General features: G+C 36.1%; 22 protein-coding genes. 11 read left to right on the top strand and 11 right to left on the bottom strand.

All coding sequences use genetic code 11. From position 1 onward, the window contains the following. Positions 1–5 precede the first annotated feature (5 nt). The 8 genes from rpsI to J7604_RS04225 all read right to left on the bottom strand — a co-directional run bounded on the left by rpsI (position 6) and on the right by J7604_RS04225 (position 6775). The gene (gene rpsI, locus J7604_RS04190) at positions 6–392 is read right to left on the bottom strand and encodes a 30S ribosomal protein S9 (RefSeq protein WP_293891517.1); all 387 of its coding nucleotides are present in this window, start codon (positions 390–392) and stop codon (positions 6–8) included. A gap of 16 nt (positions 393–408) precedes the next feature. Continuing rightward, positions 409–852, bottom strand: a complete 444-nt coding sequence (gene rplM, locus J7604_RS04195) for a 50S ribosomal protein L13 (protein ID WP_293891520.1) — start codon at positions 850–852, stop codon at positions 409–411. A gap of 149 nt (positions 853–1001) precedes the next feature. Next, positions 1002–1718 (bottom strand): RluA family pseudouridine synthase, encoded by a 717-nt coding sequence (locus J7604_RS04200; protein WP_293891523.1) that lies wholly within the window; start codon positions 1716–1718, stop codon positions 1002–1004. Next, positions 1705–2766 carry an ATP-binding protein gene (locus J7604_RS04205; protein ID WP_293891526.1) on the bottom strand — a complete coding sequence of 354 codons (1062 nt, stop codon included), beginning with the start codon at positions 2764–2766 and terminating at the stop codon, positions 1705–1707. Before J7604_RS04205 ends, J7604_RS04200 begins: the two co-directional genes overlap by 14 nt. Then, a complete protein-coding gene (locus J7604_RS04210; RefSeq protein ID WP_293891529.1) occupies positions 2766–3452 on the bottom strand; it encodes a response regulator transcription factor in 687 nt (228 codons plus the stop codon). Before J7604_RS04210 ends, J7604_RS04205 begins: the two co-directional genes overlap by 1 nt. A gap of 15 nt (positions 3453–3467) precedes the next feature. Next, positions 3468–4814, bottom strand: a complete 1347-nt coding sequence (locus J7604_RS04215) for a TlpA disulfide reductase family protein (RefSeq protein WP_293891532.1) — start codon at positions 4812–4814, stop codon at positions 3468–3470. A gap of 57 nt (positions 4815–4871) precedes the next feature. Continuing rightward, the gene (locus J7604_RS04220) at positions 4872–5672 is read right to left on the bottom strand and encodes a DUF3108 domain-containing protein (protein ID WP_293891535.1); all 801 of its coding nucleotides are present in this window, start codon (positions 5670–5672) and stop codon (positions 4872–4874) included. Positions 5673–5725: 53 nt separating this feature from the next. Beyond that, the gene (locus tag J7604_RS04225) at positions 5726–6775 is read right to left on the bottom strand and encodes an aminopeptidase (protein ID WP_293891537.1); all 1050 of its coding nucleotides are present in this window, start codon (positions 6773–6775) and stop codon (positions 5726–5728) included. Positions 6776–7074: 299 nt separating this feature from the next. On the opposite strand from J7604_RS04225, the gene recA reads away from it, so the two are divergent. From recA to J7604_RS04240, 3 genes are all read left to right on the top strand, one after another. After that, complete coding sequence (gene recA, locus J7604_RS04230) at positions 7075–8181, top strand: recombinase RecA (protein ID WP_293891539.1); 1107 nt, start codon at positions 7075–7077, stop codon at positions 8179–8181. A 248-nt stretch (positions 8182–8429) separates the two neighbouring features. Then, complete coding sequence (gene queA / locus J7604_RS04235; RefSeq protein ID WP_028981870.1) at positions 8430–9476, top strand: tRNA preQ1(34) S-adenosylmethionine ribosyltransferase-isomerase QueA; 1047 nt, start codon at positions 8430–8432, stop codon at positions 9474–9476. Between the two features lie 53 nt (positions 9477–9529). Continuing rightward, entirely contained in the window at positions 9530–10213 is a 684-nt protein-coding gene (locus tag J7604_RS04240; RefSeq protein ID WP_293891544.1) for a 2-C-methyl-D-erythritol 4-phosphate cytidylyltransferase, read from the top strand. Here the strand turns inward: J7604_RS04240 and J7604_RS04245 are convergent. Both J7604_RS04245 and J7604_RS04250 read right to left on the bottom strand, forming a co-directional pair. After that, entirely contained in the window at positions 10197–10922 is a 726-nt protein-coding gene (locus J7604_RS04245; protein WP_293891547.1) for an ABC transporter ATP-binding protein, read from the bottom strand. The two genes, J7604_RS04240 and J7604_RS04245, sit on opposite strands and share 17 nt — an antisense overlap. Before the next feature lie 2 nt (positions 10923–10924). Beyond that, complete coding sequence (locus J7604_RS04250; RefSeq protein WP_028981867.1) at positions 10925–11146, bottom strand: DUF2795 domain-containing protein; 222 nt, start codon at positions 11144–11146, stop codon at positions 10925–10927. A gap of 296 nt (positions 11147–11442) precedes the next feature. Between J7604_RS04250 and ettA the strand changes: the two genes are divergently transcribed. Continuing rightward, entirely contained in the window at positions 11443–13113 is a 1671-nt protein-coding gene (gene ettA / locus J7604_RS04255; protein WP_293891552.1) for an energy-dependent translational throttle protein EttA, read from the top strand. A 38-nt stretch (positions 13114–13151) separates the two neighbouring features. Here the strand turns inward: ettA and J7604_RS04260 are convergent, their stop codons facing one another. Beyond that, entirely contained in the window at positions 13152–14087 is a 936-nt protein-coding gene (locus tag J7604_RS04260) for a zinc dependent phospholipase C family protein (RefSeq protein WP_293891555.1), read from the bottom strand. A 119-nt stretch (positions 14088–14206) separates the two neighbouring features. Between J7604_RS04260 and rpsT the strand changes: the two genes are divergently transcribed. The 7 genes from rpsT to rny all read left to right on the top strand — a co-directional run bounded on the left by rpsT (position 14207) and on the right by rny (position 20625). Continuing rightward, positions 14207–14461 (top strand): 30S ribosomal protein S20, encoded by a 255-nt coding sequence (gene rpsT / locus J7604_RS04265; protein WP_028981865.1) that lies wholly within the window; start codon positions 14207–14209, stop codon positions 14459–14461. A gap of 106 nt (positions 14462–14567) precedes the next feature. After that, on the top strand, positions 14568–15263 hold the full coding sequence (gene radC / locus J7604_RS04270; RefSeq protein ID WP_293891559.1) for a DNA repair protein RadC: 696 nt from the start codon (positions 14568–14570) through the stop codon (positions 15261–15263). Beyond that, positions 15226–15891 carry a DUF1684 domain-containing protein gene (locus J7604_RS04275; RefSeq protein WP_293891562.1) on the top strand — a complete coding sequence of 222 codons (666 nt, stop codon included), beginning with the start codon at positions 15226–15228 and terminating at the stop codon, positions 15889–15891. Before radC ends, J7604_RS04275 begins: the two co-directional genes overlap by 38 nt. Before the next feature lie 50 nt (positions 15892–15941). Beyond that, positions 15942–18347: a phenylalanine--tRNA ligase subunit beta gene (gene pheT / locus J7604_RS04280; RefSeq protein ID WP_293891565.1), complete on the top strand. Its 2406-nt coding sequence runs from the start codon at positions 15942–15944 to the stop codon at positions 18345–18347. 3 nt (positions 18348–18350) lie between these two features. After that, entirely contained in the window at positions 18351–18650 is a 300-nt protein-coding gene (locus J7604_RS04285; RefSeq protein ID WP_293891568.1) for a hypothetical protein, read from the top strand. Positions 18651–18671: 21 nt separating this feature from the next. Next, positions 18672–18959 (top strand): cell division protein ZapA, encoded by a 288-nt coding sequence (locus J7604_RS04290; protein WP_293891571.1) that lies wholly within the window; start codon positions 18672–18674, stop codon positions 18957–18959. A gap of 100 nt (positions 18960–19059) precedes the next feature. After that, the gene (rny, locus tag J7604_RS04295; protein WP_293891574.1) at positions 19060–20625 is read left to right on the top strand and encodes a ribonuclease Y; all 1566 of its coding nucleotides are present in this window, start codon (positions 19060–19062) and stop codon (positions 20623–20625) included. The last annotated feature ends 48 nt before the right edge of the window (positions 20626–20673 follow it).

Here is a 20673-nt window from a genome sequence, read left to right on the forward strand (position 1 = left end):
TAATATTAACGTTTACTGAACTGGAATCTTCTTCTAGCTTTTCTTCTACCATATTTCTTTCTCTCAACCATTCTTGGATCCCTGGTTGTAAGACCTTCCTTCTTCAGTGGCAGACGACTATCCGAGCTAATTTCGATCAATGCTCTGGTGATTGCAAGTCTGACAGCCTCAGCTTGTCCTCTTATACCTCCACCCTGAACATTCACATTTACATCATATTTACCAAGGGCATTAGTAAGTGCAAATGGCTGATTTACTGTAGTTTGAAGTATTTCATTTGGAAAATACTCTTTTAAATCTCTGTCGTTTACAGTAATATTTCCTTTGCCCGAAGTTAAATATATTCTTGCTACGGATGTTTTTCTTCTGCCTATTTTGTTAATAGTTTCCATTAACTATATTTCTTGATTATAGATTGATGACTTTTGGTTGTTGAGCTGCATGTGGATGCTCCGCACCTTCGTATACATACAGATTTTTGAAAATTGCTCTTCCGATTCTGTTTTTAGGTAACATTCCTCTTACAGCATTTTCAATAATATATCTTGAAGATTTATTTTTTAATTCACGTGGTGTAGTGAATCTTTGTCCACCTGGATGACCAGTGTGTCTTGTGTAAATTTTATCTTCGAATTTCTTTCCGGTAAAGCGAACTTTATCAGCATTAATAACAATAACGTTATCTCCACAATCCACATTGGGAGTGAAACTAGCTTTATGTTTTCCTCTGATGATTTTTGCAATCTCACTCGCAACTCTACCTACAATCAGATTCTCTGCATCTACGATAACCCAGTCTTTCTTAACTGTTTCATTAGTCGCAAAACTGGTTCTATAACTTATGCTATCCATTTTTAATATTTATTCTGTTTACTATACAAAGCATACTTCCCCTTAAAAAGGGACACAAAGATATAACTTTATATTTTCAAAAACAACTTTGTCCAAAAAATTTCTAATTCTTTATCCACACTTGGTAAAAACCATTAAAAATCACCTCTTTAGGCATATTTTTTTAATTGTTTTACCAAAACTTCAAAATCCTTAGGATAAGGAGCTTCTGCAAAGATAGTCTTTTCTTCACTATTTTTAAACTCTAAAGATCTCGCATGGAGTGCCACCCTCTGTATAAGGGGCATTTCTTCTGTATCCTGCTTTAAATTAAAATTTTTCTTCAATGAGGATAAATATAAAGGTTTGCCACCATATTGCGCATCACAGGTTATCGGAGCTTTTAAACATGTCAGGTGAATTCTAATCTGGTGCATTCTCCCCGTTATAGGATAACAGGCTACCAATGTATGCTTTTTAAATACCTCTATCGTATTAAATATTGTCTCTGCAATTTTACCTTTTTGCCTGTCGATCTTCACTATCCCATCTGAGCTTGCATAAATCGGTAAATAGACATCCACTCCCTCAAACTCATGAACTCCGTCAACAACGGCATGATACTGTTTTGTTACATTTCTATCCTCAAACTGGATTGACAAGTGACGGTAAGCTTCCGGAGTTTTTGCCAATGCCAATACGCCAGATGTTTCTTTGTCAAGTCGATGACAAACTTTTATATCTGGATAAATTTCTCTTGCCATTTCAAGAATATTTGTCTTTGTGGCATCTCTATCTTCCAGAGTAGATATATATGGAGGTTTATTTATCAATAAATACTCCTCGTCTTCAAAAATTATCAGGTCTTTAAAACTAGCCCTTTTCATTAATTACTTTTCCTTTTCTTAATTTAAAAGAGAATATTGTACCTTCTCCCATTATACTTGACACATAAATTTTTGACTCATGAGCTTCCAAAATATGCTTTACTATGGCCAACCCCAGTCCCGTTCCACCTTTGTCTTTTGATCTGCTCTTCTCCACTCTGTAAAACCTCTCAAAAATTCTGTTTAAATGCCTTGATTCTATCCCTGGTCCATCATCTTGAACAGAGATGAATACATAATCATTCTGGTAATTAAAGGAAACAGTAATGTTTCCCCTCTCTTTGCCATACTTAATGCCATTTACAATTAGATTAGTGAGTACCTGACCAATCCTGTATTTATCTGCATAGATGTAACATGACTTTGGCGTGTGTTTGTGAATTCGAAGCTTCACTCCTCGTCGTTCTGCAGTATCCTCCAGCTGTTCAAAAATATCTTCAGTAAGTCTGTGAATGTCAAAATTCTGACATTGCATCTTTATTTCCCCTATTTCCAGTTGAGAAATTGTAAGAAGGTCTTCAACCAAAACATTAAGACTGTCCAGATTATTTGCAGCTTTAGTAAGAAATTTATCCCTCACTCCTTCATCCTCAATAGCTCCATCGATCAAAGTATGAATAAAACCTTGGGCTGCAAAGATAGGGGTTTTTAATTCGTGGGAGACATCTGCCAAAAACTCTCTTCGAAAGGTTTCCAGCTTTTTTAATTCTGTAATTTCCTGCTCCTTTCTTGAGGCAAAATCAACAATTTCTTCGTGGAGCCTGGAAAGTGGGTCGTCCACTTTTACAAGCTCGCCTTTGGTCAGCTGATAATCCTTTTTTTTTACTTTCGTAAGCAGCGTATAAAGCTTATGAATTTCTGTAAAAATCAAGTGCTCAAACACCAGATAATATAACACATAAGTTATTATAAAAACTATCAACGCTCCCCCCAAGATATAGAGCTGGCTAGTATCAGAATTACTGTAGAATGAAAAGAAGCAGGCCGTTATTACTCCGGTCCATAAAGCCAGTAGGGCTGGAAGGATTTTAGAATTAGATAATATCATCAATCTATGTTCTCAAATTTGTATCCGATGCCTTTGACAGTCTTGATATAATCCTCCCCAATTTTCTCACGAACCTTCCTGATATGCACATCGACTGTCCGAGGAACAACAAAGACATCTGTACCCCAGATTTTTTTCAAAAGATCATCTCTGCTGAATACTGTATTAGGATGCTGTGTTAAAAAATAAAGCAATTCAAACTCCTTTTTCGGCAGTACTATTTCCTCATCATTCTTCTTTACAACGTAACTTGATCTATCAATAATAAGTCTTCCAATTTTAACAGATTCATGTTCAATTTTATTCTTTGAATCTCGTCTGAAAAAAGCCGAAACTCTGCTCATTAATGCCCGTGGTTTTATGGGCTTTGTAAGATAATCATCAGCGCCCGCATCAAATGCTGCCACTTCTGAATATTCTTCTGACCTGGCAGTTAGAAATATAATAAAAACATCTTTTAACTTAGTAATTTCCTTTATCCTTCTACATGTTTCAACCCCATCCATTTTAGGCATCATGATATCTAAAAGAATTAACTGAGGAAGAAATTCCTTTGCCACTTCTATCCCTTTCATACCGCTGGGAGCAGTACGAACTTCATAACCTTCCTTTTCAAGATTATACTGAAGAAGTTCCAGTATATCAGGCTCATCGTCTACAATCAGTACCTTATTATTCTTACTCATATCAATTCATATAAATCATTTACAAAGTGATTCCAGCATATTTACGAGGCTTTCACCCCTTAAATTAGTTGCTACAACCTTGCCATCTTTGTCTAAAAGAAAAGTAGCGGGAATACCTCTTACCCCATAAAGCTGAGCTGCTGATGATTGCCAGCCCTTTAAATCAGAAACATGAGATTCCCATTTCAACCCGTCTTTCAGAATTGCCTGAGTCCAATTGTCTTTATTATTATCCAGAGATACACTGTAAACTGTAAATCCTTTATCTTTATATATATTGTAAGCCCTGACAACATTGGGATTTTCATGTCTGCATGGCCCACACCAGGATGCCCAGAAATCAAGTAATACTACCTTACCCTTAAGAGATGAAAGAGGAATTACTTTACCAGTTGGATCAGTAAGTTTAATATCAGGAGCATCCTCTCCTACTGCTGGTGCCCCTTTGGGAATGGTTTTGATATATTTTATAGCGAAAGGAGATTTAGGAAATTCCTTTTCATAAGCCACAGCAAGCGATCTGGCTGTAGACTGATCGTGTGGCAAAAATATTTTTATAAATGTACTATAAACAATTTCTCTTTGTGGTGAGCCTGGAAGAGTGAGAGACATAATCCTGTTTGCTGCAAGTTTATACTCTTCTATGTTGGGCTCAACAAAACGCTGTAAGTACATAGAAATCTTTGACGAAAGCATATCCCCTCTAGATAATTCATCGTCTTTAAAATCTGAAGGTTTAAAAAAGTTTTCTCTGGAAGTAGAGTCGTCTGTATGGAAAACATTACCTAACTTTCCAATAAAATATCCATCATAATCCTTAGAAATTTCCTTATAAAAATTATTTAGATCTCTGTTTAAAGAATCTAGCTTTACTTGCAATTTTTTAATTTCTACAGAATAATTTTCAGAATTATAAGCATTTTGGGCCATTATATGCTGAGCTTCTTTATCGAGCTTAGCTAGATATTGCTGATATTCGTTGTTGCGTTTCAGAAAAAGAATATATCCTTCATTTTCCTTACTTTTATCTATATGCAAACCAGCAGGAAGATTATTCAAATCTGCTGATAAAGAAAGATTTTCCTCTCCTAATATACATACAAATGAATTTTCTTCGGAAACACCTATTCTGTAAAATCCACGGGGAAGGGCGTTTTTAAACTTAAAAGAAAACTGGCCATTGTTCAGTTTGACAGAATCTAATTTTGCTATTTCATGGCCAAATATTCTGTAAAGGAAAACATAAGGATTTTTACCAGAATTTTTAAAATCCCCAGTAACTGTCACTCCTTTACCCATACATAAATGACTGATAAATAGAAAAAACAGCAATAGACTCGTATAATATTTATTGAAATTCATCGAAGTTCACAGTAAAACTTTTGCATAAATTTAAGCAATTGACTGGAGAAATCAGTGTTACTTAAAACAAATAGGGTGCTTAAGACCCTCATAACCTTTTAAATCAATCTCTACAGCTCCTACAACCATATCAGCCTCTACCTTCAGAGGTATTTTATTTTTATCATCTGAAAGCCATAACCTTATGGAATTACCTCCCTCAAACAATTGATTTTCAGGCATTATTGGAGACAATTTTATAGCATTAATAGAACCAAATTTTGTTTTTACCTGCCCCTTTCCGAGATACTTTACGGAAAAATTATAAAGCTTATCTTCAAAAAAAGCATTCACTACAATAGTATCATTTAAATGTAGAGCATTATAATTAACTGTCCTGAGAAAATAATAACCACTTATTATATCTTGCACATCATCCGTAATAGAATATACTCTTGTTTCTTTTTTATTTCCCTTTGTCTCTCTTTCAAGGTTAACCTGGTTACTTTTGTAATCAAAGTAAGCATATTCCTTTAATCGATATTTTCCTTCTTCAATTGTTCGAAACGCTCTTTGTGGATTCTTTGAAGAGGTATCAATATAAGTTCCCCATTGATCTCTGATCCTTAATGCAAAATCAAATGCTCCGGTTGATTTACCCGTAACGGTGGCCTTATAGCAAACCTTATTATTTACCAGATAAAGTTTGGGGTGAACCTCAATCCTCGCCTCACCTGCATTCATAAAACCATAATGAATTCTGTATTCCAACACTTCATTGGGACCATAAGGCATTTCCCTGGAAATAGGCAAAGAAGATCCTATAAATCCGAACAGGAAAGGGATAAGACAAATCAAAAAAAGTAATTTATTTTTCATGCTACTTATATGGTAAAAGAACCTACGAGATCTCTATTATTTACTCCTACAATTTACAGTAGAGGATATCGCTTTTTCAAATGATCCAAATACCTTTTAAAATTACCATTAAATTTGGTATTCAACTCAATTTTAAATTCATCCTGTTTGGATAAATATCTTTGATAATCCAGGAAGAAAGTATTGTTGACATTTTTCTTCTTCCTTATTTTTTTTCCATTAGAAATTAAAAAGTCTCTGAAAATAGTTGTTACTCTGGTCAGATAGATTTCCTTTCTTTTTGTTTTTTCCTGCAAAGACATTGCCGATCCTAACGTTTTATAAAATCTTTTTAGAGAATCCGAATGAGCAAGGACAAGGTCCGCAAACTTATCCGAAACTTCTTCCGACTTTTGAAAGTCTTTCAATTCAGGAGAGTCAGGTCCATATTTAGATTTCAGAAATAATAAAGCGCCCTCATATCCAACGAAACTAGCAAGGTTTTCATTGAATTCCACATTATCTTTTGCATATAACGTGCTATGCGTAAGTTCATGAATAAACAAATCGGCTAGTGCTCCCGGACTTTTATCCAACATCCCGGATAAAATAGGATCACTGAAAAAACCCAGAGTAGACCATGCACCGACTTCATCTATTGATGTGTCAAATCCTTTTTGCCTCATTTTTTTTTCTTCCTCCACAGCCTTTTCGTAGTCAAAGAAACCTTTATAAGAAAAACTTCCGGCAATCGGAAATGACCATTCAAAGGCCTTCAAATCAAATGGTTCAGAAGCCGTTACAATCCATAAAATAGGTTTTCCCTTCTGATCATAAAATGATGTATACTGGTCTTTAACATCAAGCCCAAGAGAATCTTTGGCAAAAGCCTTGATCTCATCTATAAGCCTGATTTTTTGTTTAATGGAATCAGGCACATCAACATCTCCCAAAACTTCACTCACCGGCCTTGTATTCCAAATTATGGAGATTTGTCCACTGGCCTGACCAATGCCATAAATCAATTCTTTATAATAAAAGGTCAGAAACAGTATTAGGATACTGATCCCCCCCCAAAAAAAGTACTTGAGAACTTTTTTGATCTTTATTGAGCGCTTATTCATTTTCGTTGTAAATCTAAAAAATCGATTAATAGTTTCATTGAACTGACCATTTTACATTTTCTCCCTTGTGAATAACTTTTCATGACAAACCTTAGAGATCCGGACTAAAATTTTTAATTTTCAATTATAAATAAAAGATCTTCATTTAAGTGAACTCTTATATTTAGTTAATTTGTTAAAAAAATTAACAAACATATCTAATTAATAACCAGCCACTTTAAAACAAAAAATAAAATTTTAAATATTTCTTGCTAATTATTTTAGCAAGATGTAATATTGCATAAATATTAATCATTCACATGAGCAAAGCCGAAAAACTAAAAGCCCTGCAGCTGACAATAGATAAGCTGGAAAAAACTTACGGAAAAGGTACCGTAATGAAGTTAAGTGATGAAAAAGTTACGGATGTCCCTGCAATCGGAACCGGTTCACTTGGACTTGATCTTGCTTTAGGTATCGGAGGGTTGCCTCGTGGAAGAATAGTTGAGATATACGGACCCGAATCTTCAGGAAAAACAACTCTGACAATGCATTGCATTGCAGAAGCACAAAGGCAAGGTGGTCTTGCTGCATTTATAGATGCAGAACATGCTTTCGATAAAGTTTATGCAGAAAAGCTGGGAATAGACACTGAAAACCTTCTTATTTCACAACCTGACAATGGTGAGCAAGCTCTTGAAATTGCTGAGCACCTTATCAGATCAGGAGCTATTGATATCATTGTAATTGACTCAGTAGCTGCGCTAGTTCCAAAGGGCGAGATTGAAGGAGAAATGGGTGATAGTAAAATGGGCTTACAGGCACGATTGATGTCTCAAGCACTTAGAAAACTTACTGGAGCTATTAACAAAACTGGTTGCTGCTGTATATTCATCAACCAGCTGAGAGATAAAATCGGTGTTATGTTTGGTAACCCTGAAACAACAACAGGTGGTAATGCACTTAAATTCTATGCTTCAGTAAGACTTGACATCCGTCGTATAGGTCAAATTAAAGAAGGTGCTGAAAATATTATTGGTAACAGAACCAAGGTTAAAGTTGTAAAAAATAAGCTGGCACCTCCTTTCAAAGTGGTTGAATTTGATATCATGTATGGAGAAGGTATTTCTAAAGTGGGAGAAATAATTGACCTGGGAGTTGAACTTGAAATCATTCAGAAATCTGGATCATGGTTCTCTTACTCAGGAAATAAATTAGGTCAAGGTAGAGATGCTGTAAAAGAAATTCTTTCTGACAATCCTGAACTAATGGAAGAGATTGATGCAAAAATCAGAGCTAAAATTATGCAATCCTCTGAGGTTCTAGACGATAAGTCAAAAGGAGAAGAAGAACCAGCTCCTGCTCCTGCTAAACCAGCGAAAGCTGAAAAGGCAGAAAAAGCTGAGAAAGCCGAAAAGGTTAAATAACAAGAACACCTATCTATTTATTCATAATCAAAGCTGAGCCATTGTGCTCAGCTTTTTGCTTTTATAGAAAATTAGTTAAATCACTCACTTCCATCAATTTCAATTTCTCTACGATTGATATATATTATTCAAGAATTTACAGCCTGTTAAAGTTAATGAAACAAAAAAAAATTATGGCTGAATCGAAAATCAAAACAATTGTTATCTTTGCAGGCCCTATTTTAAATTTAATACCGTAATATTAACAAATGAAACTCTCAGAATTTAAGTTTACCCTACCTTCAGAATTACTTGCTCTTTACCCTGCAGAAAACAGAGACGAATCTCGACTAATGGTCGTAAATCGTGCTGACGGAACTATTGAGCATAGAATTTTCAAAGACATTGTTGACTACTTCGGCGAAGGCGATGTAATGGTCATCAATAACACTAAAGTATTCCCTGCCCGTCTTTATGGAAATAAAGAAAAAACAGGTGCTAAAATCGAGGTCTTCCTTCTTAGAGAATTAAATCAGGAAGCACATCTTTGGGATGTACTTGTAGATCCTGCACGTAAGATCAGAGTTGGAAACAAACTTTACTTCGGAGATGGTGATCTGGTAGCAGAGGTTATCGATAATACTACATCAAGAGGACGAACTATCAGATTCCTGTTCGATGGTACAGATGAGGAATTTTATAAAACTATAGACAGCCTTGGAGAAACTCCTCTTCCAAAATATATCAAAAGAAAAGCTGAACCTGCAGATCGCGACAGATATCAAACAATCTATGCTGAACATACAGGTGCTGTAGCAGCTCCGACTGCCGGTCTTCATTTTACCAAACAGGTAATGAAGCGTCTGGAAATCGAAGGTGTTAATTTTGCTCCGATAACTCTACATGTTGGATTAGGTACCTTCAGACCTGTAGATGTTGAAGATCTAACAAAACACAAAATGGACTCTGAAAATTTTGTAGTGAGTGAAGAAACTGCAAAATTAGTGAACGGTGCACTTGATAATAAAAGACGTGTTTGCGCAATAGGAACAACGTCTGTACGTTCTCTTGAATCATCTACTTCCGCAAACAACAGACTAAAACCAAATCAAGGATGGACAGATAAATTCATCTTCCCTCCTTACGATTTCAAAATTGCAAATGCTTTGCTTACGAACTTCCATATGCCTGAGTCTACTCTCCTTATGCTTACATGTGCATTTGGTGGGTACGACCTTGTAATGAAAGCTTATAAAACTGCCATCAAAGAACGCTACAGATTCTTTAGCTATGGTGATGCAATGCTTATTTTGTAAGTAAAAACTCTTAAAAATATACATCCGACAGCAATGTCGGATGTTTTTTCTTTATGGAAGCTTTGCCAAAATATGCCATCATTGTCGCCGGAGGGAGCGGCACCCGAATGAACAGCGAAATACCCAAGCAGTTTATTCCACTGAGCGGTCTTCCAGTCTTGATGCATACCGTCAAAAATTTTTTTTTCTACGATTCTAAAATCACAATCATACTGGTACTGCCCTCATCGCAAATTTCTGCATGGAACCATTTATGCCAGGATCACCATTTTAACTTGCCACTGGAGATTGTACATGGAGGGAATACAAGATTTCAATCTGTAAAAAATGGTTTAGTCCATATTCAGGAGGAACGCGGCCTCGTTGCTATTCATGATGGAGTAAGGCCTTTGATACGTAAAAATATTATTCAAAATGCCTTTAAATCAGCTGAAACCTATGGTAGCGGCATTGTTGCAGTAAACTCCAAAGATTCTCTGAGAGTACTAAAAGGAAATGAGTCTGAAGCTGTGGATAGAAACTTGTACAAATGCATTCAAACACCACAATGCTTTGATCTCACTTTACTGAAGAAAGCCTTTGAAACCGAAGAATTATCGACTTTTACAGATGATGCTACAGTATTTGAACACGCAGGTCATAAAATTTCATTAGTGGAAGGTGGTTATGAAAACATCAAAATAACTACCCCTGAAGATTTGATTATTGCTGAGGCTCTGCTCAAAAAATTTTATTAGGCTTTCGCTTTAAAATTAAATCAATATTTTTTTCTAGACACTCATTGTTTAAAACCTGAGGTTTTGGATCTGGTTGTGAAAAATTCAACAGATAACCGTCCATTTTTTCAAGATAATACAGATCATGCGTGATACAGAAGACTGTCTTATTAAATCTTTTCACCCAATCACCCATTAAATCAAAAAGTACTTTTTTATAATAAAGATCAAGATACTGAGTGGGCTCATCCAGAAGATAAACATCAGCTTCCTGGATCATCATCTGAGCAATCCAGACAAGCTGTTGCTCACCTCCAGATAAATGATTGAAATCCTTTTCATAAAGATCCTGCCTTCCCAAAAATTCCAAGATCTCTAGAACCCTTTCGTAGTCCAAGGTTGTATAATTCTCAAAAAATCCTTTTCCTCTAAAAAGACCCATCACTACAATATCCTTTACCTTAATCTGAAAATTAACCAGATTTCTTTGCTCAAGAATTGCAATCTGTCTAGGACTTGTTTGGCTCCCGTTTACTTTTTGATCAAAAAGAAAAATCTCACCCTTATATGGGTGAGATTGTATCAAAGACTTGAAAAATGTCGTTTTACCGCAACCATTATGACCGATAATTGCCACAAAAGAAGGTTTTTCAATAGCAAAAGAAATTCCTTCTATTATTAACTTTCCTTCAAAGCCTAATGAAAGGCCTTTAACTTCAAGTACAGGCAATTTTAATACTCGTCTTCATTGAAGAAGAAATCATCTTTGGTCGGATAGTCCGGCCAGATTTCCTCAATACTTTCATAAGGCTGACCATCATCTTCCAGTTCCTGAAGGTTTTCAACAACTTCCATTGGTGCTCCGGAACGAATTGAGAAGTCTATCAATTCATCTTTGGTAGCAGGCCAGGGAGCATCTTCCAGGTAAGAAGCCAATTCTAATGTCCAGTACATAGTCTATTCCTAATTTTGTTTTCGCAAAAATAAAATTTATTTTATTATAATAAACAAATTTTCTATAAGATTATGAGGTAATTATATTTCCTTCGTCGTACGAGTGACTTTTGAAAAAGTTGTCTTATAAAAAATTTGCCGTCTATCCCATTCTCGCTAATTCGCAGAATTATAAATTATCTATTCATTTTATTCTTTAAACCTTATATACCATAGATTGTTTCTCATTGCACTTTATCCGTTTTCAATAAAATTTTCTGATATTTGTTTTTCACAACAAGTTTAAACTGAGTTTAATGAGCGAAACCATTATTTTTTCAATGGCCGGAGTGAGCAAAATCATTCCCCCAAAGAGACAGATTATTAAAGATATATACCTTTCTTTTTTTTATGGAGCAAAGATAGGTGTACTCGGACTTAACGGTTCAGGAAAATCTACACTTCTTAAAATTATAGCAGGCATAGATAAAGACTTCCAAGGCGATCTTGCCTTTTCTCCTGGGTATTCTGTAGGATTTCTTGAGCAGGAGCCTAAGCTTGACCCTGAGAAAACAGTAAAAGAAATTGTCGAAGAAGGTGTACAAGAAGTTGTAGATCTGTTAAAAGAATTTGAAGAGATCAATCTCAAGTTCGGAGAGCCTTTGAGCGATGATGAAATGACTAAGCTTATTGAAAAGCAAGGTGTAGTTCAAGAAAAGCTGGACCAATTCAACGCTTGGGATTTGGATAGCAAGCTTGAAAGAGCAATGGATGCCTTGAGATGCCCTCCGGGAGAAGCTAAAATAGGTAATCTGTCAGGTGGAGAAAAAAGAAGAGTAGCACTTTGCAGGCTCCTTCTTAAAGAGCCAGATATATTGCTACTTGATGAGCCTACTAACCACTTGGATGCAGAATCAGTTCAGTGGCTTGAGCAACACTTACAACAATATAAAGGTACTGTAATCGCAGTAACCCACGACAGATATTTCCTCGACAATGTTGCAGGCTGGATCCTTGAACTAGACCGCGGTGAAGGTATTCCATGGAAAGGTAATTACACTTCTTGGCTTGAGCAAAAGAAAAGCCGCTTAGCTCAGGAAGAAAAATCTGAGTCTAAAAGACAAAAGACATTGGAGCGCGAGCTTGAATGGGTTCGTATGGCACCTAAAGCAAGACAGGCCAAGTCTAAGGCCCGTATCAGCTCTTATGAAAAATTATTAGGAGAAGAAGCAAAACAGAAAGAAGATAAACTGGAGCTTTTCATCCCGCCAGGACAGCGACTTGGAAGCAAGGTTATAGAAGTGAATAATGTTTCAAAAGCATTTGGAGATAAAATTCTTTTCGAAAACCTTTCATTCTCCCTTCCTCAAGGTGGTATTGTAGGAATCATTGGACCCAACGGAGCTGGTAAGACAACTCTCTTCAAGCTTATCACAGGAGCTGAAACGCCTGATGCTGGTACATTTGATGTTGGTGAAACTGTTGACATCGGATATCTTGATCAGGAACATGCAACCATTGATGCCAATAAAAGTGTGTTTGAAACCATCACAGGTGGAACTGAATTTATCAACCTTGGAGGAAAGCAAATCAATGGAAGAGCTTATGTCAGCAAATTTAACTTCACCGGATCAGATCAAGAGAAAAAAGCTGGTGTACTTTCAGGTGGAGAAAGAAACAGACTTCACCTTGCTTTGACACTTAAAACAGGAGCAAACCTTCTGTTACTCGATGAGCCTACCAACGACCTTGATGTGAATGCGATTAGAGCTCTTGAAGAAGCACTTGAAAACTTCGGAGGTTGTGCTGTTATTATCTCACACGACAGATGGTTCCTTGATAGAATAGCTACTCACATCCTGGCATTTGAAGGAGATTCGCATGTACAGTGGTTTGAAGGAAACTATTCAGATTACGAAGAAAATAAGAAAAAGAGGCTTGGTGATACTGCCCCAAAAAGGATTAAGTACAAGAAGCTTGTTAAATAAAATAACAAAAGGCCGCGGATTGCGGCCTTTTTGTTTAATCAGTGATTACAATCAGAAGGTGCTTCAGCAATCTCCTCCTTTTCTTGTTTAGCAGGCGATTCAGGAATATTATGTTCATTCTTCAGATCAGGCATGCCCGCATTTTTCCAGCAGGTATACCATACAGATGCAACCATTAATATCGAATTTCTCATTTGTCTTTCGACCATTCCTGCGAGGAGATCATTATAATAGGAGGAATACTTCCTGGAATAGACCTTAACTGTTGCAGCCCCTCGTTCTTCAAATGAATATTTCTGATCCTCCGGAATTTCAATAGTGGCTTGCTTTTCATATGAAAGGACTGAATCAAGAGCCGCGTGAGCTATCCAAACATTATCCCAAATCACAGATCTTAAATCATTTATATACAAAGCCCGACCTACAAAAAAATCATACTTTTCAGAAAACAATTCAGGGATTCTGCTTTCCCAAAGGCCGTGAATACCATGCTGATTGGTCTTTTGCCCATTATAATTGCTTGTTGTATGAAGCGGCACATTTGAGTCAGCAATATAATGCCCTAGCTCGGCCGAAACTTTAAGTATTTTATCAATATCCTTTTCCTGAAAAGCATTTTTAAGTTGAAACGTCATTTTGTAAATCTGCCAAGGCACGATCCCGTGCCTTAAAAGAGTATCCTCTGTGAAAACTTCTTTTGCCTGCTCCCACCCTTCCGGAATGTTTTTATTATAACTTTCATAGACATCTATATCAATATAATGTCTGCAAGCTTCATCTTTAATTATATACCTCCTTTTATCCGGTAAAACAGCCTGATTTTGAAGGTAAGCAAGATGAGGCTTATAAAAAGCCATTAGTTCAGATGGCAGCGCAAATACTGCCAGGCGATTAATTTCCTTATGGGCATAAAACCCCCAGGCATACAAATAGTTAGAAGTCAAAAATCCGGTAATAAATAGTAAAAATCTCATAGCTGTAATTTGATTAGGTGAAAATAAAGGAAATATTTACAAAGTTTTTGTTTTTCTCAAAATAGTCGTATCTTTGCAATCCTATTTAGGAAAAGTCTAATATAAGAATTAATAATAAGATGGCTAATCATAAATCCGCTTTAAAAAGAATAAGAGCTAACGAGGCTAGAGCTTTAAGAAACAAATATCAGGCTAAAACTACTCGTACTTTTATCAAAAGATTGAAAAACACTACAGATAAAACTGAAGCTCAGGAACTTTTAAAAGAAGTTTCTGGAATGATCGACAAACTTGCAAAGAAAAACATTATTCACAAAAATAATGCTGCGCACAAAAAGTCGGCCCTTGCAAAACACGTTGCTGCTTTAGCTTAATTTGCCCTAAGTAACAAAGAATAAATTAGTTTATAAAAAAGCCTTGTACAGAGCCTTGTACAAGGCTTTTATTTTTATATTTATCCCAGTATTTTTTTCAATAGCTATGGAAGACGTTAAATATTTAAAAATTTTAAGTTGGGCTGAAGAAGATCGGCCAAGAGAAAAACTTATCCTGAAAGGAAAAGAATCCCTTTCAGATGCTGAATTAATGGCAATATTATTGGGGTCGGGAACGGTATCTTTAAGTGCCGTAGATGTGGCCAAGCTCATTCTAAATGGATGTAATAATAATTTGAACGACCTTGCAAAATTGAGTATCAAAGACTTACAAAAGTTCAAAGGTATTGGAGAAGCTAAAGCCATTACAATTATAAGTGCGCTTGAACTTGGCAGAAGACGAAAAGAAGCAGGTCAAAATAAGAGAGAAAAAATTACCTGTGCGTCTGACGCATTTGACATAATGAAACCACATCTTCTGGATCTTCAGCATGAGGAATTTTGGATTATTTTACTCAACAGATCCAATGATGTTATAAAAAAAGTTTTTATAAGTTCAGGTGGCGTTGCCGGAACTGTGGCAGATCCTAAAATGATCTATAAACATGCACTTGAGCATCTTGCCAGTGCAATCATTCTTGTACACAATCATCCCAGCGGCAACCTGAAACCAAGCGAGGCCGATATTTCGTTAACCCGTAAATTAAAACAGGCAGGATCTTTTCTAGAAATTCCTGTATTGGACCATCTGATCTTTACCGATCATGGATATTATAGTTTTGCAGATGAAGACAAACTTTGATACAATAAAAACCAAACACATCCTTTGGACCGGTATGGGTGTTGCTTTCGTATTGGTAATTCTTTCTTTTGTGTTTAGCAATATTAAAACGAGCTATAAGCAAAATGTAGAGGATTACAGAAGACAGAGAAATGACTTTTTCAGACATTCTCCATTTTCTCCAATTGAAGACAAGGAAGCTTTCACCACACTAAATTATTTTATACCTAATGTTAAGTATAAAGTAGAAGCAGAACTTTACCCCCTTTCTGATTCTTCAGAAATCACAATCACCAGAAACGATGGTAGAAAAGACACTTATAAAAAATTTGCCACTGCTTCCTTTACTTTAGAAAAAAAGCCGTTACAGCTAACTCTCCTAATTTCAAAAGATTCATCAAATAATGAACTAAATGCTTTTATTCCTTTTTCTGATAAAACCAATGGAGGCGAAACTTATAGCGGAGGCAGATACCTTGATTTAAAAATAACTGATAAAAAACATGCTGTAATTGACTTCAACTTTGCTTACAATCCATTTTGTGTGTACAGTTATAAATACAGCTGCCCTCTACCGCCGCCAGAAAATCATCTGGATATAGAAATTCGTGCAGGCGAAAAAATATGGGAAAAGCCTCAGGAGAAATAAGTGTTTTAAGTAATTTTACAGATTCCACATTTCAAGGTTAAAATTTACAAATGAAAATTTCATATAATTGGCTACAGCAGTTTATCCAACTTACCGAACCTGCTGAAGAAATAGGTGCTCTGCTTACAAAATCAGGTTTAGAAGTTGAAGGAATTGAAAAGTTTGAAAGCATACAGGGGGGCCTTAATGGCGTCGTAATAGGTAAGGTTTTAACCTGTGAAAAACATCCGGGGGCTGACAAACTAAAGAAAACTACTGTAGATATAGGCAATGGAACAATTCTGCCAATCGTTTGCGGAGCCGCAAATGTCGCTGAAGGACAAAAGGTGGTTGTAGCAACTGTCGGTGCGACCTTATACCCAACTGAAGGTGAGTCATTTAAAATCAGTAAAGCGAAGATAAGAGGAGAAGTTTCTGAAGGAATGATTTGTGCTGAAGATGAAATCGGATTAGGCAAATCTCATGACGGGATTATGGTACTTCAGACCGAACTGCCTCTTGGCACTTCTGCTGCTGAATATTTTAAAGTAGAAAATGATTACACCTTTGAAATAGGCCTTACTCCGAATCGTGCAGATGCAGCTTCTCACCTAGGTGTTGCAAGAGATTTGAGAGCACTTTTGAAAAGAGAAATTTGCCAAGGAGAGGAAAAATCTTTGCCAGCTCCAAAAGAAAAGCTTGCTATCCATGTTTCTGTTGAAAATTCAGAAGCATGTCCAAGATACTCAGGTATTGTCATCAAAGGTGTTTCAGTTAAAGAATCTCCTGAATGGCTTAAGAACAGATTGAAATCTATCGGCCTCTCTCCGATTAACAATATTGTTGACTGTACCAATTTTATTCTGCATGATCTTGGCCAACCGCTTCATGCATTTGATCTTGCAAAAGTTGGCAATACAGTTAAAGTCAAAACAATAGCAGAAGGGACCGAATTTGTTACCTTAGACGGAAATAAAAGAAAACTGACTGCCAAAGATCTCGTGATATGCAATGCAAACGAACCGATGTGTATAGCAGGAGTATTTGGTGGATTAGATTCAGGTGTAAAACCTGACACTACCTCCATTTTCCTTGAAAGTGCATATTTTTCTCCGGATTTTGTAAGAAAAACTGCGCAACATCACGGGATCAAAACAGATTCCTCTTTCCGTTTCGAAAGAGGAACAGATCCAAATATGACAGTTACCGCTTTGACTAAAGCTGCAAACCTGATCTTGGAAGTTGCCGGAGGAGAAATTTACTCAGACTTAATTGATATCTACCCTACCCCAATTCAGAACTTTGAAATAGAAACTTCATTTTCCTATATCCACAGATTGATTGGGAAAAAGATTGCTACTGAAACAATTGTAGAAATTCTTTCTAATCTTGGAATCAGTATAATTGAAGCTAAAGATGATAAACTCAAAGTTTCAGTTCCACCTTTCAAAGTGGATGTCCAGAGAGAAGCTGATATTGTTGAAGAGGTTCTAAGAATTTATGGCTACGATAATATTGAAATTGATCCGAAAATCGGAACAGAGTATATTGCCGATTTCCCTAAAAAAGACAAAGCCAAACTTCACGGCAAACTTGGTAATTTGCTTGCAGGGGCAGGATTTTCTGAGATAATTACAAATTCTCTCACAAAAGAAAGCTATCAAAAGCTGGTTGAAAATAGTGACAATCCTGTATTGATTTTAAATAAACTTAGTGAAGATTTGGGGGTAATGCGCCAAACATTGCTCTTCTCAGGCCTTGAAGTCATTGCTTACAATGTAAACAGAAGACAAAAAGATCTGAAATTCTATGAGTTTGGGAAAACTTATTTCAAAACAGAGAAAGGCTATACTGAAAAAGACCGTCTTGCACTATTTATTACAGGAAACCAACAACAGGAGACTTGGATAGCAAAAGATGCTCCCTCTGATTTCTTCACTCTGAAAAACTTCATTCAGAGAATTATTGAAAAACTTAATATTAAAGGAACAACTGTTCAAACAAACTCAAGTAATTACTTCTCTGAAGGCCTTGAATATCAAATAAAAGGTAAACCTCTGGTTCAGTTCGGGAAAGTTGCGGATAAAATATTAAAGGCTACTGATATAAAACAATCTGTTTACTATGCAGATTTTGATGCTGCCCTTCTTTTAAATCTTCTATCTGAAACTACTGTTTATCAGGAAATTTCTAAATTCCCTGAAGTAAGAAGGGATCTATCATTAGTTATTGACAAAGGAGTTACTTTTGAACAAATTAAACAACTGGCTCAGAGTAAAGAAAGAAAACTTCTACAAGAAGTTAACGTCTTTGACGTATATGAAGGTGCAAATTTAGGAGACAACAAAAAATCCTATTCTGTAAGTTTTTATCTTCAGGACAATGAAAAAACTTTAACAGATAAAGTTATTGATCAAACCATGCAAAAACTCATGGATTCATTTGAAAAAGACCTTGGAGCTATTATCAGAAAGTAATTAATGAAAGATAAGCGGGAGTTATTGGTAAAACTTGATTTTTTTGAGTATAAAATCAAAAGCATTCTGAATGAATTGCATTCGGCCAAAGCTGAATTGATTAAGATTAAAGAAGAAAATCAAGACTTAAAAGCGATAATCGAACGCCAAAATCAGGAGATAAAAAACTTTCAAAATCAAGAGAAAATTAGTAAAATTGTATCGTCAATAGCAGAGGATGCTCATAATCCTTCAGAATTAAAGCTGAAAATTAATGAGTATATTAGAGAAATTGATAAGTGTATAGCACATTTAAGTGAATAATTCAAGATCATAAATCCCTGAATGGGAGAACTTTCTATAAAAATCAGAATCGCAGAGAGGGAATACCCGATGCGTGTAGATGCTGCTGAAGAAGAGCGACTTAGAATCGCTGGCAGATTGATTAATGAAAGAATAAAAATGTATAGGGATCAGTTTGGAATAGATGACAAGCAGGATCTTCTGGCGATGGTCGCTTTTGACTGTTTTGCTGAAGGACTGCGGACAGATGCTGAAAACCAAAAGTATATAAATGAATTAGAGTCCAAAATAACCCATTTGGACAATCTGATTTCAAATTCTGGTATCTGATTTAGAATCCCTGTTTCTGATCTATTATTTTTACTTAAAAGTTAGAAAACTTTTTCATTTCCCCTTCTGCCTTTTTTAATAAACCCCTAAAACCAAAAAAATGGTAGATGTTCTATTTTATATTATAACTGCAATTGTATTCCTGGGAGCCGGGATCGCAATTGGCAGATACCTTCTCATGAAGGTTTTCAAAAAGCACGAGGAAGAAGCGCTGGCTAAATCACAATTAATTATTAAGGAAGCTGAAATTCAAGGAGAAAGCATTAAAAAAGAAAAAATTCTCCAGGCCAAGGAAAACTACTTGAAAATCAAAGCTGAATTTGAAGAGGAAGCCAACAAGAAAAAGAACATCATTATTCAAAATGAGAACAAGCTGAAACAAAGAGAAGGTAATCTTTCTAAACTATTGGAAACCAATTCAAGAAAAGAAGCGGAATTAGAAAGTATGAAAGAAAACCTTTCTGCACAGATGGAAATAATCAACAAAAGAAAAGATGAGCTTGAAAAAATGAAAGCTTCTCAAGTAACCAAACTTGAGAAAATAGCCAATCTTACTGCTGAAGAAGCGAAACAAAATCTGGTAGAAGCCTTGAAAGATGAAGCTCGTTCCAAAGCATCTTCTTATATAAAAGACATAGTTGACGAAGCTAAGCTTACTGCTACTAAAGAAGCTAAAAAAGTCGTTATTGAAACGATTCAGAGAACTGCCACAGAAAATGCGATAGAAAACTGTGTTTCCATTTTCAATATTGAAAGCGATGATATCAAAGGTAAAATCATTGGTCGTGAAGGTAGAAACATCAGAGCATTGGAAGCTGCAACCGGAGTTGAAATTATCGTAGATGATACCCCTGAGGCAATCATCATCAGTGGTTTCGACCCTGTTAGAAGAGAAGTTGCAAGATTATCATTGCACAGACTTGTTCAAGATGGCAGAATTCACCCTGCCAGAATTGAAGAAGTTGTTGCCAAAACTTTCAAAAACATAGAAGAAGAAATTATTGAAATCGGAGAACGTACCGTTATAGATCTTGGAATTCATGGATTGCACCCTGAATTGATCAAAATGGTTGGAAGAATGCGTTTCAGATCTTCTTATGGCCAGAACCTTCTTCAACATTCAAGAGAAGTTGCCAAACTAGCCGCAACTATGGCTGCAGAACTTGGACTTAATGCCAAACTTGCAAAAAGAGCCGGACTTCTTCACGATATTGGAAAAGTTTCTCCTGAAGAGCCTGAATTGCCTCACGCAATCCTCGGAATGGAACTTGCTAAAAAATACAAAGAAAGTCCGGAAGTTTGCAATGCCATTGGTGCACACCACGATGAAATAGAAATGACCTCGCTCCTTTCTCCAATCATTCAGGTGTGTGATGCTGTTAGCGGATCAAGACCTGGTGCAAGAAGAGAGGTTATGGAGTCTTACATTAAGAGGCTTAAAGAACTGGAAGAACTTGCACTGTCATTTGACGGGGTAACAAAATGTTATGCGATACAGGCAGGTAGAGAGCTAAGAGTTATGGTTGATGCTGAAAATGTAACGGATGAAAAAGCAGGTGCACTCTCTTTCGATATTTCCAAAAAGATAGAAAATGACATGCAATATCCTGGTCAGATCAAAGTAACTGTAATTAGAGAAATGAGAGCTGTCAGCTACGCGAAATAATTTAGAAAACAAACTAAAAAAAAGGCTGACCAGTTAATGGTCAGCTTT

It is taken from the genome of Sporocytophaga sp. (assembly GCF_017745095.1).
In the GTDB taxonomy this organism is placed as follows: domain Bacteria; phylum Bacteroidota; class Bacteroidia; order Cytophagales; family Cytophagaceae; genus Sporocytophaga.